Source organism: Pseudalkalibacillus hwajinpoensis, from assembly GCF_039851965.1.
Classification (GTDB): Bacteria; Bacillota; Bacilli; order Bacillales; family Guptibacillaceae; genus Guptibacillus; species Guptibacillus hwajinpoensis_E.
The window spans coordinates 903,544-917,472 of sequence record NZ_CP156674.1 but is presented as its reverse complement, the minus strand read 5'-3'; the positions used below and the strand labels follow the sequence as shown (position 1 = coordinate 917,472).

Below are 13,929 nucleotides of genomic sequence, written 5' to 3'. Positions count from 1 at the left end.
CCAGGTTAGGGAATTATCTAAATTTATCTTCAATGTTTTCATCAAATACAAAGATCGACATGCCAAAGTCACGATCAATATCAATGTCTACGAATAGGTCTACGAATTTAGACTGGAGAAATTCCTCCATTTGTACTGGTGGATTGTTGCGATACATCTCTTTCACCATTTCCGTTCGGGCTGCCCGGAGCATTTGCTTGCCATCATCTGCGCTGGCAATAAACTTTTCAACTGGCGAAAGATTGCCTTCCATTTCACATATGGCCCATTTTTTACAAAAGGTCGTGGTGATCTTGCTCGGTCCTTTTCCCATATGCTTCTTGCGGAAAGAACGGACAAGGTTGCTGAATTCTGCTTCATACTTATTCATTGTGTCCTACTTTCTGATCGTGATAATTTCCCATCCTTGACATAAGGAGGAGTTATTACATATTGACGTTTGCGGCAGGTTCCATTGCATTTCTTTCACGTACTTTGCGTATATCTTTACGAATGACAAGAGAAATAATCAGTGCGACCACAAACATCCCGGCAAAGAACGTTAAGCTTGCGGCATAGCTCCCTGTTGTATCCTTCATCCATGCAGCAAACATTGGTCCAACCAATCCAGCAGCTGCCCATGCAGTTAAAATGTAGCCGTGAATCGCACCGAGTTGTTTCGTGCCAAACATGTCTCCAATATAAGCTGGAATAGAAGCGAAGCCACCGCCGTAGCATGTATAGACAATCGCTAGCATGACCTGAAAGAGAATCGCTGTAGACGTATGTGGAAGAAGAGCAAACAGCGCGATTTGTAAGACAAAAAAGGTAGTATACGTATTCGGTCGACCAATATAATCGGATACTGAAGCCCAGCCAATTCGACCTAGTCCATTAAAGATACCAAGTACACCGACTAATGCTGCTGCTTCTGTTGTCGAGAGTCCAATGCTTTCCTGTGCAAGTGGTTTTGCTGCTGATAGAATCGCGATCCCACACGTTACGTTAATAAAGAGCATTAGCCATAAATAATAGAATCTTGATGTTTTGATCGCTTCATTAGCAGTAAGCTGTGATAAATCACCTGCAGCTTTAGATTTCTCCTGCTTCTCTTTAAATCCTTCAGGGGTCCAGCCTTCAGGTGGCTTTTCTAAATAGAGGGATGAAGCGACCATAATGATAAAGTAACTTGCTCCAAGAATATAAAACGTAGTTGCAGTACCAACAGATTTAATCAATATGTCCATTACAGGACTTGCAATAGCAGCTGCAAATCCAAAGCCCATGATGGCAAGGCCTGTTGCTAAGCCTCGTCTATCCGGGAACCATTTTACTAGTGTCGATACCGGTGCGATGTATCCGACACCGAGACCAATTCCTCCGAGTGCCCCATAGAAGATATAGAGGAGTGGGAGGGAGCCCATATTAACCGCAAAGCCCGATCCGAATACGCCAACTCCGAAAAAGCTTGCTGCGAGAAGCCCGGCTTTCCTCGGGCCATATTTTTCAACAAAGTGTCCAAGAAAAGCTGCTGATAATCCAAGAAAAAGAATGGCTAAACTAAACGTAAATTGAACTTGTTTAGCAGACCAACCAAATTCATCAATCAGTGGATCTGTAAAATTACTCCATGCATAGACCGATCCAATCGAAATATGTATGCCTACTGCTGAAGCGGCTATTAACCACCGGTTTTTCACTTTGCTCATCCCATCCATCTCCTTTAGTCAATTAGCATGTTAATATTCTATACAAAATAAAAAACTGCCTCTCTTCCGATTTAGAGAATAAGAGATTCTCTAATGGGAGATCGACAGTTAGTTTTTAGCAGGATACGCTACTATCAAACCAACAGTTAATCGCTTTCAAAAACAATGTAATACTTAAACCGATGACAGGGTCGCTATCTCGTGTCAAAATGTTACATAATTATGAACTTTATTAAATAATAGCATGAACTGTAAATTTAGTTCAATAGTGAATCATGCTTTAGTAGGTATTTTTTATATGCTTTTCTTTCGAACGAGCCACCGTTGAATAACGAAAGCGAGAATAGCAGAAGTGAAAATGACGATAGCTGTTATAACAAATGAATTTTCTGCTGAAGCATATTCTTCGATCACAGCTGAGGATTGCTGTTCATTGGGGACGGTGAATATGATTCCTGAAATGATCTGTAAACAAAAGAATAGAATAATAAATGAAATGACGAAATAGAGATAATTCTTCAAGTCCAATAGTCCTTTCCATAAATGAAAATAGCTAAGATCTTTATTTTTACTTAATAGATTCGAAAACTTCGCCATATTAGCGGGGAGAGGCACTAGGATTGATCGTTTCTTTTAAAAGGAAGGTGAAGATACCATTCATAAAGATCGTATTATTTTGTATCCAGAAGCTAGAAGAATTCGGGATTAAGTGTTTTGTTTGTAAGCAGGATTGCCTTTAAGTAGCGTGGAATCAGTTTCAAGACATACAAACAGGGGAAGTGATTTACTAGATTTTACATACTATATATTCATACAAGGGGGCTTTTCATTGAAACAAGCAATGTTAATCATTAATCCATCTTCCGGTAAGGAACAAGCCATGGATTTCGAAAATGAAACTGTGAGTATTTTAGAAAAAAATCATGTTGATGTTACGGTAAAGTATACCGAAAAAGAAGGGGATGCGATTCGATTTGCAAGCGCGGCGTGTGAGAATCATTTCGATACAGTCGTGGCGATGGGAGGCGACGGCACGATCAACGAAGCGGTTAATGGTCTCGCGAAAGAAGTTGAGCGTCCTGATTTCGGTTTTATCCCTCTTGGCACGGTGAATGATTTCGCGAGGGCGCTTGGGATTCCGATGCAACCAAAGAAAGCGCTTGAGGTTCTGAGTCAGCAGCATACTAAGCCTGTAGATATCGGAAAAATAAACGATCGATATTTCATGAATGTGCTTGCGGTCGGAGCAATTGCCGAAGCGGTTTATGATGTTTCGCCTGAACAAAAGTCAAAGTTCGGGCCGTTAGCCTATATGATTGAGGGCGCACGAGCACTGAAGGATAAGGCGCCATTTGATCTCACCGTTACGTATGATGGAAAGGTGTGGGACGGCGAGGCGTATTTGATGCTAGTTGCATTAACTAATTCGGTCGGAGGGATTGAGAAGTTCGCTGAGCAGGCGGAAGTGAACGACGGATACTTCCATGTGTTTATCCTTAAAGAGCTCTCGCTTCCGCAGGTGTTCAAAATTATTCCAGACTTATTTAGTGGGAAGCTACAGGGCAATGCCCAGGTTGAGTATTTTCCAGTAGCAAACCTTAAAGTAGAATCGGAACAAAAACTGGTCGTGAACATTGACGGCGATGAGGGGGTTCCCATACCGTTTGAAGCAAAAGTACTTCACAATGAACTTAATATTTTCGTTCCGGAAGAGTAGGTTCTCCTGCTCTTTTAATATTTTTTGCAAAATTTTGTATTTCGCGTAAACTGTACTTATCATTACAAAATGAATGCTTAGAAAAGACTCTTATAAGACTTGGGGGAATGAACATGCTTCGATTTGATTCACTTTATCAACCGTATACATCAAGTCGTCTGCCGGTGATAGCCAATAAAGGAATGGTTGCGACATCCCAGCCGCTTGCTGCTCAAGCTGGGCTAGATATGCTGAAAAAAGGTGGTAATGCAATAGACGCCGCCATTGCGACAGCGGCCTGCTTAACTGTTGTTGAACCCACTTCAAATGGAATCGGTGGAGATGCATTTGCCCTTGTTTGGGCAGAAGGAAAGCTTCACGGGCTAAACGGAAGCGGACCTGCCCCTGCCTCACTCTCAATTGAGGAACTGAAGAAACGTGGGTTAGATCATATCCCAAAGTACGGGTTAACACCGGTAACTGTTCCAGGAGCACCGGGGGCATGGGCCGCACTTTCGAAGCGGTTTGGGAAGCTGCCTTTTAAAGAACTTTTTGAACCGGCGATTTCGTATGCGAAAGAAGGGTATCCCATTTCAGCGACGCTAGGACGGTTATGGGACCAGGCTTATAAAACGATGAAGGAACACTGTACAGACGAGGTGTATGAATCCTGGTTCGAAACGTTCTGTCCTGATGGTCGCGCACCTGCTATTGGAGAAACGTGGAAGTCACAAGGGCATGCAAGTACACTGAGTGACATCGCAAAGACAAAAGCTGAATCCTTTTACCGTGGAGAGCTGGCTGATCAAATTGATGCCTTTTCAATCCAAAACGGGGGATTTTTGAGAAAGGAAGATATGGAAGCATTTTATCCTGAATGGGTTGAACCGATTTCAGCGAACTATCGAGGTTTTGACGTCTGGGAAATCCCGCCGAACGGACAGGGACTTGTCGCGCTGATGGCCTTAAATATATTAAAAGGCTACACGTTTACAGACCGGGATACTGTTGATACTTTACATAAGCAAATTGAAGCCATGAAGCTAGCGTCTACTGATGGTCAAACGTATATTACTGATAGGAACGAGATGAGGCGATCTGTTGAGGGGCTGCTTTCAGAAGCCTACACAACTTTTCGTCGCGACCTAATTGGCAAAGAGGCGCGTCTGCCGGAACCTGGAGAACCACAAAGGGGAGGAACTGTTTATCTCGCAACAGCGGATGAAGATGGGAACATGGTCTCGTTCATCCAATCCAATTATATTGGGTTTGGATCGGGGATAGTCGTACCTGATACGGGAATTGCGCTGCAAAGTAGAGGACTTAACTTTTCGATGGATCCATTCCATGATAATGCACTCAAGCCTGGAAAACGGCCGTATCACACCATCATCCCAGGGTTTTTAACAAGAGGGGAAAAAGCAATCGGACCATTCGGTGTAATGGGGGCGTTTATGCAGCCGCAGGGGCATGTGCAGGTGATCATGAATGCGATTGATTTTCACTTAAATCCTCAGGCGGCTTTGGATGCGCCTCGCTGGCAATGGAAACACAACCTCTCCGTTGATGTAGAGCAAACGATGCCGCCGCATTTAGCTGCTGCGCTTGCGAGGAAAGGTCATGATGTTCGTGTTGAACGAGATTCATCAACGTTTGGAAGGGGTCAAATAATCTGGAGAGATGAAGCTAGCGGGACTTATACAGGTGGTACAGAGTCTAGAACAGATGGGACAATCGCTTCGTGGTAAATCCTGATGCAAAGGGTTTGATGAAATGAAACAGTGGCATCTATTTCTGGCTTTTTTAAAAGTGGGAATGCTTGGTTATGGTGGGGGACCGTCTTCTATCCCTCTAGTGTATAAAGAAGTTGTTGAACGTTATCACTGGCTGAGTGAGGATGAGTTTGGTGATGTCCTTGCCCTTGGTAATACATTGCCCGGTCCGATTTCAACAAAAATGGCAGGATACATTGGCTACCGTGTTGGCGGTGTTGTTGGCATGATCAATGGCGTAATGGCGACGATTCTACCGACGATTGTTCTCATGATCATGCTACTAACGTTTCTCAGCTCGTTTAAAGATCAGCCATGGGTGCAGGGCATGACGAAGGCTGTTGTCCCTGTCGTTGGTGTGATGCTAGCCGTCCTAACGTGGCAGTTCTTTAAGAAGGCTACCGGTGGTCTTGGCTGGGTAATGAGTGGTCTATTATTTGTTGGAAGTCTCCTTCTTATAGAAGTAGCAGGGATTCATCCTGGTATTTTGATTGCCGTTATACTTGTCTATTCACTTTTGAAAAAGGATCGTGGTAATGATGATCGAAAGGGGGAAGTTGGGTGATCTATTGGAAGATCTTTCTCGCCTTTTTTATTCCTGGCATTGTTGGTTATGGCGGTGGCCCTGCTTCTATCCCCCTTGTTGAAAATGAGGTTGTCGATCGCTATGAGTGGCTGTCAATTCAGGAATTTAGTGAAGTTCTAGCACTCGGAAATGCGTTGCCTGGTCCAATAGCAACGAAGATGGCAGGGTATATTGGATTTCATCAGGGGGGTGTAATCGGGGCGATTGTTGGGGTATTTGCAACTGTTGCACCTTCCCTCATTCTGATGATTGTACTGCTTAGCATTCTTTATAAATTCAAAGACTCACCAAAGGTTAAACGGATGACATTGCTGATTCGTCCAACGATCGCCGTCCTTCTCGGTGTAATGGCTTACCAGTTCTTTCAAACGTCCTATGAAGGAGCAGGTTGGCTACAAACCGCATTTCTGGTTGGAGTTAGTCTCCTTTTACTTGAAAAGTGGAAAGTCCACCCAGCTTTTGTAATCATAGGTGCTCTTGGTTATGGAGCGATGTTCCTCGGTTAATTGAAAAGGCTTTTCCTTTACTGATAAAGGGAAAGCCTTCTTATTCTGAAGCTTCTTAAAATGGTGTTTGTTGAATATGTTGATCGTAAAAGTGAAACAGGGAGTGACAGCATTGGCGCAAAAAGCACTTTTTTTCGGAGATGTTGGCATCGATGATACAGTGGCACTCCTTTACGCTAGTTTTTCCGAGGAAGTTGATGTCATTGGCATCGTAGCAAGCTATGGAAATGTATCTAAAAAACAAACGACGGAAAATGTACGGTATTTGCTAAAGGAAGCAGGGAGAGTAGACATCCCGGTCATCGGAGGTGCTGAGAAACCAATGACAGGAGAGGTGCCAATCTTTTATCCGGATGTACACGGTCCCCATGGTCTTGGACCAATAAAACCACCTCCAGCTACTTCTGAGCCACTGGAGAACTTCTTTGAGGTGATCAAATTAATTGAGCAGTACGAAGGTGAACTCGTTATTGTCAATGTTGGAAGGATGACGTCTCTTGCTACACTATTTCTTCTTTATCCGGATACAATGAAATCGATCAAAAGCTTTTATATTATGGGGGGAGCTTTCAATGTACCAGGAAATGTAACGCCGATTGCTGAAGCGAATTTCTATGCGGACCCCGAGGCTGCAAATATCGTAATGAAATACGCTGAACATGTTTTCCTTTTTCCATTGAATGTTACACAGAACGCCATCGTGACACCAGGAATGGTTAATTACATTCACTCGAAGGGGAGAACCAATCTTCTTAAGCCGTTGTTGGATTATTATTATGAAGAATTTTATAAGAAAAAGGTTCCCGACATCGAAGGTAGCCCCGTTCACGATGCTTTAACATTAATGGGTCTCGTAGACGAGGGAATCTGTGCCTTTTATCCAACGCCGGTGGCCGTTGAAATAACTGGAGAAGCAAGAGGATTAAGTATTGGAGATTTCAGAAAAACCTTCGAGCATGAGACATTCAATGGTAGGCCTGTCCATTCTGTTGCCATTGGGATCGATTATTTATCCTTCTATCGAAATTTCATGCGAATTATGACTGGTGAACCCTTCTAATTCTGAAACCTTAAGGGATGCTGATTCGTAACAGTAGTCATGTCGTTCTCTACTAAATATCTTATGAGACCGGCTCCTCAAGCATGGGCTGGTCTATTTAGCACGTGTTGTTTCCCACATCACTTAAGATAAAGTATATAATAGGACAAACTGATACCGTAGAGGTATATATTGTTTGTTGAAGAGGGTGGTTCCATTTTATACTGCAGAGATAATTAACAGAATCGTCATTGAGGGAACAACCGTTATTGATCAGCCTGATGACCTGGTTGAAGTTGGTAAAGGAAGAAGCGCAGTGGTATTTAAATTTCCTGGAGAACAAAAAGTACTAAAGGTTTTTTTTCCTGCCTTTTTGCATTTAGCAGAACAGGAAGCGGCCATTTATAGGGAACTTGATAACAGTGCTTATTATCCTCAGCTATTTGAAGAGGGAGAAGGGTATTTGATTCTTGAGTATCTTGAAGGGATCACCTTCTACGATTGCCTGGTCAGCGGAGTGAAAATAACAGAAGAAATGTTGAGGCTGGTTGACGAAGCTCTTAACTATGCGAGGGGAAAAGGACTGAACCCTTCAGATACACATCTTCAGAATGTGATGCTTCTCCATAATGGAGGAGTTAGAGTCATTGATGTTGTGCGTTTTCGCCAAGCGAAGATTTGCACACATTGGGAAGATTTGAAGTACGCCTATTACAAGTATTATCTTAAGCCTTATTTTCCTAAGAAATACCCGAAATGGGTGATGGAAACGATTATCTGGCTATATCGGAATAGATGGATCAAAATTAAAAATAGGAAGTGAGATCTTTGCAACAATCCCGCTTATTTCGTTTTTTTATCTGGCTCCTCCTCATCTTCACGGTGGTCTGGGTCGGTAGTAAAATTGAATTTCTATTTCGTCCACTCGTGATATTAGTGTCGACACTTGCATTCCCTATTATCGCGGCAGGGGTGTTCTATTATATTTTAAGGCCTGTTATTGCCCTTTTAGAAAAGTGGAAAATACCACGACCTCTGGGAATCCTGATTGTTTACCTCGCCCTTGCTGGTGGCGTAACTGGTCTTGTGATTAGTATTGGACCTGTCCTTGTGGATCAATTCAATAGTCTTGTAGAGGGTGCTCCATCTCTCATATCAGATCTCCAGGCAGCTATTAACGATTGGCAAAGCAATCCATACATAGCAAGGATTCTACAGAGTGAAATGATTGACATACAGGGTTTAACTGATCGCATCTCTGGATCCATTGGGGAGGTAAGCTCGTCATTTGGAGACTATATTTTCTCATTCCTGAACATTGTGACGAATGTCCTTATCGGACTTGTACTTCTTCCCTTTATTTTGTTCTTCATGTTGAAAGATGGAAAAAAGCTGATGCCATCATTACTGCGCGTTGTGCCACGAGAACACCGGAAAGAAGGCGCGAAGATTCTAGAAGATATGGATGATGCGCTTAGTGGATTTATTCAAGGACAGCTTATTGTCAGTGTGTTTATCGGAACGTTCGTCTACATCTGGTATGTGATTATTGATTTAGATTATGCACTAATTCTTGCCGTCATCGCACTGTTCCTTAACGTTGTCCCTTTTATCGGACCGATTATCGGTACCGCTCCAGGCGTCATTGTTGGCCTCATTGAATCACCTCTTACAGCACTCTGGGTAGTGCTAGGTGTCCTTGTGATTCAGCAAATTGAGAGTAATCTTGTTTCACCACTCGTAATGGGTAGACGACTAGACATTCACCCGCTAACCATTATCCTTTTGCTCCTCGTTGCGAGTAGTCTCGCAGGTTTCCTTGGACTTATTCTAGCGATCCCAACCTACGCTGTCCTAAAAGTAATTTTCACACATACGTATCGTCTGGTAAAGTTACAGCAGCGTGGAAAGCATGATGGAAGCTAACCAAAAAAGCTCTCCAAACGGAGAGCTTTTTCTAATCAACTTATTCAATGACGGTCACTTTTACGTCTTTTCGTCCCCAGCGTAAAGCATCATCCTGTTTAGGTATGAATACATCAATTCGGTTGTCTTTAATGTCGCCACCAGTATCAGCTGCAATTGCCTTTCCGTATCCTTCTACTTCAACAATTGAGCCGAGTGGAATAACTTCAGGATCTACAGCAATGACCTTTGCGTCTGAGTATTTCGCTACATTAAGTCCCATTTTAGTTACACCTGAACAGCCGGTACATTCCGCCGTATATGCTGTACTTTCGGCGGTTATTTCTTTACCTGCAGCAGAATCATTATTTGCATTTTGATCAAGAGCCCTGCGTGTTCCAGGTCCTGCAATTCCATCTACTGATAGACCTTGCTGTTCTTGAAAGCTTTTAACAGCGCTAATCGTTCCTGAGCCATAAATGCCATCCATGGATGAATTATAATGACCTGTTTGCTTTAACTGACTTTGAATATGTATAACCTGCTTACCAATGTCGCCTCTTCTTAGTACTTTAATCGCCTGTTTCGTTTCGGAACCAGCGATGCCATCTACCTTTAAATTTCTTGAGGCTTGAAAATCTTTCACTGCTTCTTCCGTAATCTGACCATAATAACCTGTCGCCGTATGATAAGGGAAAACGCCCTTTGTCATCAAGTAATCTTGTAATTCGCTTACGTCTGAGCCTGTGCTTCCTTCTTGAAGCATACGGTCTCCGAGCTCTGCTGATGCAAGTGATGGGGTTGCGATCACTATAAGCACCGCAGCAAATAACGCTACTGTCAATTTAATATGTTGAATCATTCTCTTTCCTCCCTATTCTGTAGTTGGTATGCGTGAAACCATTCGGGAGGAAACGAATCTATTCGTCGTGATCGAGAGGATTCCCTACAATCAGATTAGATTTTGTCCAAATAATGGAACGGATTGGGGGACTTATCTCCCTGGTCGGAGATTGGCTCACAATTACTTGAGTTGGTAAATAAAAGATAGCATATGAGCTACATGAGAGAGGGGGCTCCTATTTATGAAAATACTGGATAGAAAAATCATTCATATTGTTAATGTCATTCTCGGAATTATTATCGTGCCATATTCGATCCTAGAGCTAATCGGCGTCTTTAAGCTCGGGAAACAAACCATGTATGTACTTGTTCCAATCGGCCTCTTCATGGTTTGGTTGATATTATATAGCCTGCAAATCAAAAAGAGACGGACGCTTCTTGTGATGTTCTCCGTGTTCATCAATGTATTTTATCTGTTTTTCATCATTCCAAAAATGCTATATTGAAAGAATTACTTCTCTTAAACTTTTATGAATACTTTTGTCCACAGCGGGTATTGTACTAAAGCGGTCACCTGAGACCATATTACTTAGAAGATAAAGGAGAGGAATCCATTGACAAAAGTATTAATGGTAGTAACAAATCATACAGAAATTGATTCAGAAAATAAAACAGGCCTCTGGCTTGAAGAGTTCGCCGTTCCTTATAACGTCTTCAAAGACAACGGTTATGATATTAAAGTCACTTCAATCCAGGGTGGAGAAGTTGAACTTGATCCAAATAGTATTCCTGAAGAAAATCCTAAAGAGTGGGAAGAAGCTCAAAATCAGCTTAAGAACACTACGAAGGTAACGAAAGAAGATGCAAACAAATTTGATGTTGTTTTCTTACCAGGTGGTCATGGTACGATGTTTGACTTCCCTGATAGTGAAGTACTTCAGCATATTCTTCAAGAGCAAGCAGAAGCTGATAAAATTATTGGGTCTGTCTGCCACGGTCCGGCTGGACTTGTGAACGTAACATATAAAGATGGTACGCCTCTTGTTAAAGGTAAGAAAGTCAGTGCCTTTACAGATTCTGAGGAGCGTGAAATGGGTCTTGTAGAGCAAATGCCGTTCTTGCTTGAAACGAAGCTACGCGAAAAAGGAGCAAACTTCCAATTAGGTGAAAACTGGTCAGTTTATTCCGTACGTGACGGTAATTTGATTACTGGCCAAAATCCACAATCAAGTGAAAGTGCAGCAAATAAAATTATCGAAGCAATTGAAGGCAAGTAGGAATGAGGAGCGGACCCCTTAAGGTCTGCTCTTTTTCTATACATTGATAAAAAGGGACATGGCACCATGTTGTAGAAATTAGAAGAGAATAGCTACGTAGGAGGTTTTACTATGCCTGTATTTGATTCAATTCAATGGCTTTTGCGATCTCAACAAGCTAAACCACCCCTATATAATCTTTCTCTTGATGATGCGCGAAAGCAGTGCAATTCTGGTTCTACTATGATGGCTGGTGAAAGAGAATCTGTAGCAAGTGTTATAGATCGAGTAATCGAACTTGATACAGGGAGAATAAACCTTCGCTCTTATTACCCCGCCTTTGCTCCGGATGCTGAGGTTTTACCTGCGCTTGTTTTTTATCACGGTGGAGGCTTTGTATTAGGTAACCTTGACACTCATGATGCCTTTTGTAGAATCCTTTCAAACCGTGGAGAATGTGTTGTCGTATCAGTCGACTACCGTCTGGCTCCCGAGCACAAATTTCCTGTAGCTACGGATGATGCTTATTTAGCACTAACCTGGGTGTATGAGCACGCTGATGAATTAGGTTTAATGAAAGATCGAATTGCCGTTGGAGGTGATAGCGCTGGTGGAAATCTTGCAGCTGTTATTGCGATTAGAGCTCAGGAAAAAGACGCTCCTTCCATCGCCTATCAGCTTCTCATCTACCCAACTGTCGATAGTACAACACCTTATCCTTCCTATAAGGAAAATGGTGATGGCTTCTTTCTGACGGCAGCTGACATGAAGTGGTTTCAAGAGCAGTATGTAGAGGAAAAGACCGATAAGTTCAATCCGTACTTATCTCCGATTCACTTTAAAAATTTAGGGGTTTTACCATCTGCCCATGTGGTTACGGCAGAATTTGATCCACTTCGTGATGAAGGCGAAGCCTATGCAGAGCGTATAAAGGAAGCGGGAGGTAAGGTTTCTGTTAAGCGCTATGATAGAATGGTACATGGATTTATAAGCATGACTGGTGTAGTACCAGAAGCGTATGCGGCAGTTGAAGAAATGGGTGAGGTGCTTAGAAAAGCGTTGTACGAGGAGACTTTTGTGAAATAGGTCCAGCGCTTGTCGGGGGCTGACCAGGCGCTTCCAACTTTACAGATCTAGCTGCAGTGGCCAGACCCTTTGTCACTTCACCCTCCAACTCAGAACACAAATAACGTGTTCAATTTGGAGGGCTCCAGTGCCTGACGGGTCTGATCGGCCACTTCCGCTTTATATGATCTAGCTGCAGCGCCTAGCCCCTCGATCGCTTCGCCTTCCGACTTGAACACAAAGAACGTGTTCATTTCGTAAGACTCCAGCGCTTGTCGGGGCTGACTAGGCGCTTCCGCTTTTCTAATAAAAAGGATAGTGATTTTATGGATATTATTTTTTCTCAGCCATTTGTGAAAGTGGTGCGTAAGATTGAGCGAAATGAACAGAAGACAATTGAACAGGAACATGCTTTGACGTTATATGAGGATCGAATTAGTGTGGGTCAGGAGTATTTTGCGATTAAAGATGTGTTTGATGTTTCTTATCGTTTTACTTCAGCTCTATATGGGTTTCTTTATCTTCATACGAAAAGCGGTGTGGTTTCCTTTATTATTAAGAAAGATCCAACTTTGTTTATTGAGGAATATCGAAAGCTTGTGTGATGAATGGGAAGGTTTACATCAGAATAAATTGGTAGTGAGATGGTGGATTTTCGAATGTAAAAGATAGATACAGGGAGGCAGAAGATCATGGGGATAGATAACCGAGTAACACTTTCAAATGGTGTGAAAATGCCGTATCTTGGTTTTGGCGTTTTCAAGCTTGGAGATGGAGAGGAGACGATCAATGCTGTTAAGGTCGCTCTTCAAACTGGATATCGAGGGATTGATACGGCCTCTTATTATGGAAATGAGGAGTCTGTTGGCCGTGCCATTAAAGAATCAGGTATACCAAGAGAAGAACTTTTTATAACGTCTAAAGTCTGGAATGATGAGCAGGGATATAATGCCACTCTTGCGGCGTTTGAACGATCGCTTGAGCGTCTTGGTACTGATTATCTTGATCTGTATTTAATTCACTGGCCGGTACCAGGCCTATTTACTGAAACCTGGCAGGCGTTAGAGAAGCTTTACCATGAAGGAAAAGTTTGCGCCGTTGGTGTAAGTAACTTCGAGCCACATCACCTCGAAGCGATTTCTAGAGTTTCAAATGTTAAGCCGGTCATTAACCAGATAGAATTTCACCCTGAATTGATTCAGGGAGAGGTCCGAGACTACTGTCGGTCTAAAGGGATTCAGGTAGAAGCATGGTCTCCACTAAAAAGGGGTCAGGTACTAAATGAACCTATTATTCAGGCTATCAGTGAATGCTACGGGAAAACAACGGCGCAGGTTGTGCTAAGGTGGTGTCTCCAACATGATATCATTCTTAATGTGAAATCATCGCGTGCTGAACGCATTAAGGAAAATGCCGATTTGTTTGATTTTGAGTTAACGAAAGAAGAGATGGGTGAAATTGATTCGCTTCATTCAGACAGTCGTATTGCCCATCATCCGGATAACATGGAATTCTACGAGAAAACAGTGCCCGGTTTTGTGAAATCCGAATATTCTTCATAAAAAAAGACGCC

Annotated in this window: 16 protein-coding genes; 12 read left to right on the top strand and 4 right to left on the bottom strand. The window is 42.6% G+C overall.

The window, feature by feature from the left end:
- Positions 1 to 13 precede the first annotated feature (13 nt).
- The 3 genes from ABFG93_RS04690 to ABFG93_RS04680 form a co-directional block, all read right to left on the bottom strand.
- Positions 14 to 370: a DUF2294 domain-containing protein gene (locus tag ABFG93_RS04690; RefSeq protein WP_347551062.1), complete on the bottom strand. Its 357-nt coding sequence runs from the start codon at positions 368 to 370 to the stop codon at positions 14 to 16.
- 55 nt (positions 371 to 425) lie between these two features.
- Positions 426 to 1,688: an L-lactate MFS transporter gene (locus tag ABFG93_RS04685; RefSeq protein ID WP_347551060.1), complete on the bottom strand. Its 1,263-nt coding sequence runs from the start codon at positions 1,686 to 1,688 to the stop codon at positions 426 to 428.
- Positions 1,689 to 1,982: 294 nt separating this feature from the next.
- Positions 1,983 to 2,210, bottom strand: a complete 228-nt coding sequence (locus ABFG93_RS04680) for a hypothetical protein (RefSeq protein WP_347551058.1) — start codon at positions 2,208 to 2,210, stop codon at positions 1,983 to 1,985.
- A gap of 307 nt (positions 2,211 to 2,517) precedes the next feature.
- On the opposite strand from ABFG93_RS04680, the gene ABFG93_RS04675 reads away from it, so the two are divergent.
- The 7 genes from ABFG93_RS04675 to ABFG93_RS04645 all read left to right on the top strand — a co-directional run bounded on the left by ABFG93_RS04675 (position 2,518) and on the right by ABFG93_RS04645 (position 9,213).
- Positions 2,518 to 3,405 (top strand): diacylglycerol/lipid kinase family protein, encoded by an 888-nt coding sequence (locus ABFG93_RS04675; protein ID WP_347551056.1) that lies wholly within the window; start codon positions 2,518 to 2,520, stop codon positions 3,403 to 3,405.
- Between the two features lie 113 nt (positions 3,406 to 3,518).
- Positions 3,519 to 5,132 (top strand): gamma-glutamyltransferase family protein, encoded by a 1,614-nt coding sequence (locus ABFG93_RS04670; protein WP_347551055.1) that lies wholly within the window; start codon positions 3,519 to 3,521, stop codon positions 5,130 to 5,132.
- 25 nt (positions 5,133 to 5,157) lie between these two features.
- Positions 5,158 to 5,721, top strand: coding sequence for a chromate transporter (locus ABFG93_RS04665; protein WP_347551053.1), 564 nt, complete (start codon positions 5,158 to 5,160; stop codon positions 5,719 to 5,721).
- Positions 5,718 to 6,248 carry a chromate transporter gene (locus ABFG93_RS04660; RefSeq protein ID WP_347551051.1) on the top strand — a complete coding sequence of 177 codons (531 nt, stop codon included), beginning with the start codon at positions 5,718 to 5,720 and terminating at the stop codon, positions 6,246 to 6,248. The genes ABFG93_RS04665 and ABFG93_RS04660 overlap by 4 nt, the downstream gene beginning before the upstream one ends.
- 112 nt (positions 6,249 to 6,360) lie before the next feature.
- Positions 6,361 to 7,308, top strand: coding sequence for a nucleoside hydrolase (locus ABFG93_RS04655; RefSeq protein WP_347552756.1), 948 nt, complete (start codon positions 6,361 to 6,363; stop codon positions 7,306 to 7,308).
- 187 nt (positions 7,309 to 7,495) lie between these two features.
- Positions 7,496 to 8,110, top strand: a complete 615-nt coding sequence (locus ABFG93_RS04650) for a serine/threonine protein kinase (protein WP_347551049.1) — start codon at positions 7,496 to 7,498, stop codon at positions 8,108 to 8,110.
- Positions 8,111 to 8,115: 5 nt separating this feature from the next.
- The gene (locus ABFG93_RS04645; protein ID WP_347551047.1) at positions 8,116 to 9,213 is read left to right on the top strand and encodes an AI-2E family transporter; all 1,098 of its coding nucleotides are present in this window, start codon (positions 8,116 to 8,118) and stop codon (positions 9,211 to 9,213) included.
- Positions 9,214 to 9,253: 40 nt separating this feature from the next.
- Here the strand turns inward: ABFG93_RS04645 and ABFG93_RS04640 are convergent, their stop codons facing one another.
- Positions 9,254 to 10,054, bottom strand: a complete 801-nt coding sequence (locus ABFG93_RS04640) for a peptidoglycan-binding protein (RefSeq protein WP_347551046.1) — start codon at positions 10,052 to 10,054, stop codon at positions 9,254 to 9,256.
- A gap of 223 nt (positions 10,055 to 10,277) precedes the next feature.
- Here ABFG93_RS04640 and ABFG93_RS04635 point away from each other — a divergent pair, with 223 nt between their 5' ends.
- The 5 genes from ABFG93_RS04635 (at position 10,278) to ABFG93_RS04615 (ending at position 13,918) form a co-directional block, all read left to right on the top strand.
- The gene (locus tag ABFG93_RS04635) at positions 10,278 to 10,541 is read left to right on the top strand and encodes a hypothetical protein (protein ID WP_347551044.1); all 264 of its coding nucleotides are present in this window, start codon (positions 10,278 to 10,280) and stop codon (positions 10,539 to 10,541) included.
- Between the two features lie 108 nt (positions 10,542 to 10,649).
- Positions 10,650 to 11,312: a type 1 glutamine amidotransferase domain-containing protein gene (locus tag ABFG93_RS04630; RefSeq protein WP_347551042.1), complete on the top strand. Its 663-nt coding sequence runs from the start codon at positions 10,650 to 10,652 to the stop codon at positions 11,310 to 11,312.
- A 111-nt stretch (positions 11,313 to 11,423) separates the two neighbouring features.
- Positions 11,424 to 12,377, top strand: coding sequence for an alpha/beta hydrolase (locus ABFG93_RS04625; RefSeq protein WP_347551040.1), 954 nt, complete (start codon positions 11,424 to 11,426; stop codon positions 12,375 to 12,377).
- 305 nt (positions 12,378 to 12,682) lie between these two features.
- Positions 12,683 to 12,961, top strand: coding sequence for a hypothetical protein (locus ABFG93_RS04620; protein WP_347551038.1), 279 nt, complete (start codon positions 12,683 to 12,685; stop codon positions 12,959 to 12,961).
- Between the two features lie 87 nt (positions 12,962 to 13,048).
- Positions 13,049 to 13,918: an aldo/keto reductase gene (locus ABFG93_RS04615; protein ID WP_347551036.1), complete on the top strand. Its 870-nt coding sequence runs from the start codon at positions 13,049 to 13,051 to the stop codon at positions 13,916 to 13,918.
- Positions 13,919 to 13,929: the final 11 nt, after the last annotated feature.

Coding starts and splice junctions, on each gene's coding strand:
- ABFG93_RS04690 (WP_347551062.1), bottom strand. CDS start 370: ATGAATAAGTATGAAGCAGAATTCAGCAACCTTGTCCGTTCTTTCCGC.
- ABFG93_RS04685 (WP_347551060.1), bottom strand. CDS start 1,688: ATGAGCAAAGTGAAAAACCGGTGGTTAATAGCCGCTTCAGCAGTAGGC.
- ABFG93_RS04670 (WP_347551055.1), top strand. CDS start 3,519: ATGCTTCGATTTGATTCACTTTATCAACCGTATACATCAAGTCGTCTG.
- ABFG93_RS04665 (WP_347551053.1), top strand. CDS start 5,158: ATGAAACAGTGGCATCTATTTCTGGCTTTTTTAAAAGTGGGAATGCTT.
- ABFG93_RS04640 (WP_347551046.1), bottom strand. CDS start 10,054: ATGATTCAACATATTAAATTGACAGTAGCGTTATTTGCTGCGGTGCTT.
- ABFG93_RS04635 (WP_347551044.1), top strand. CDS start 10,278: ATGAAAATACTGGATAGAAAAATCATTCATATTGTTAATGTCATTCTC.
- ABFG93_RS04625 (WP_347551040.1), top strand. CDS start 11,424: ATGCCTGTATTTGATTCAATTCAATGGCTTTTGCGATCTCAACAAGCT.
- ABFG93_RS04620 (WP_347551038.1), top strand. CDS start 12,683: ATGGATATTATTTTTTCTCAGCCATTTGTGAAAGTGGTGCGTAAGATT.
- ABFG93_RS04615 (WP_347551036.1), top strand. CDS start 13,049: ATGGGGATAGATAACCGAGTAACACTTTCAAATGGTGTGAAAATGCCG.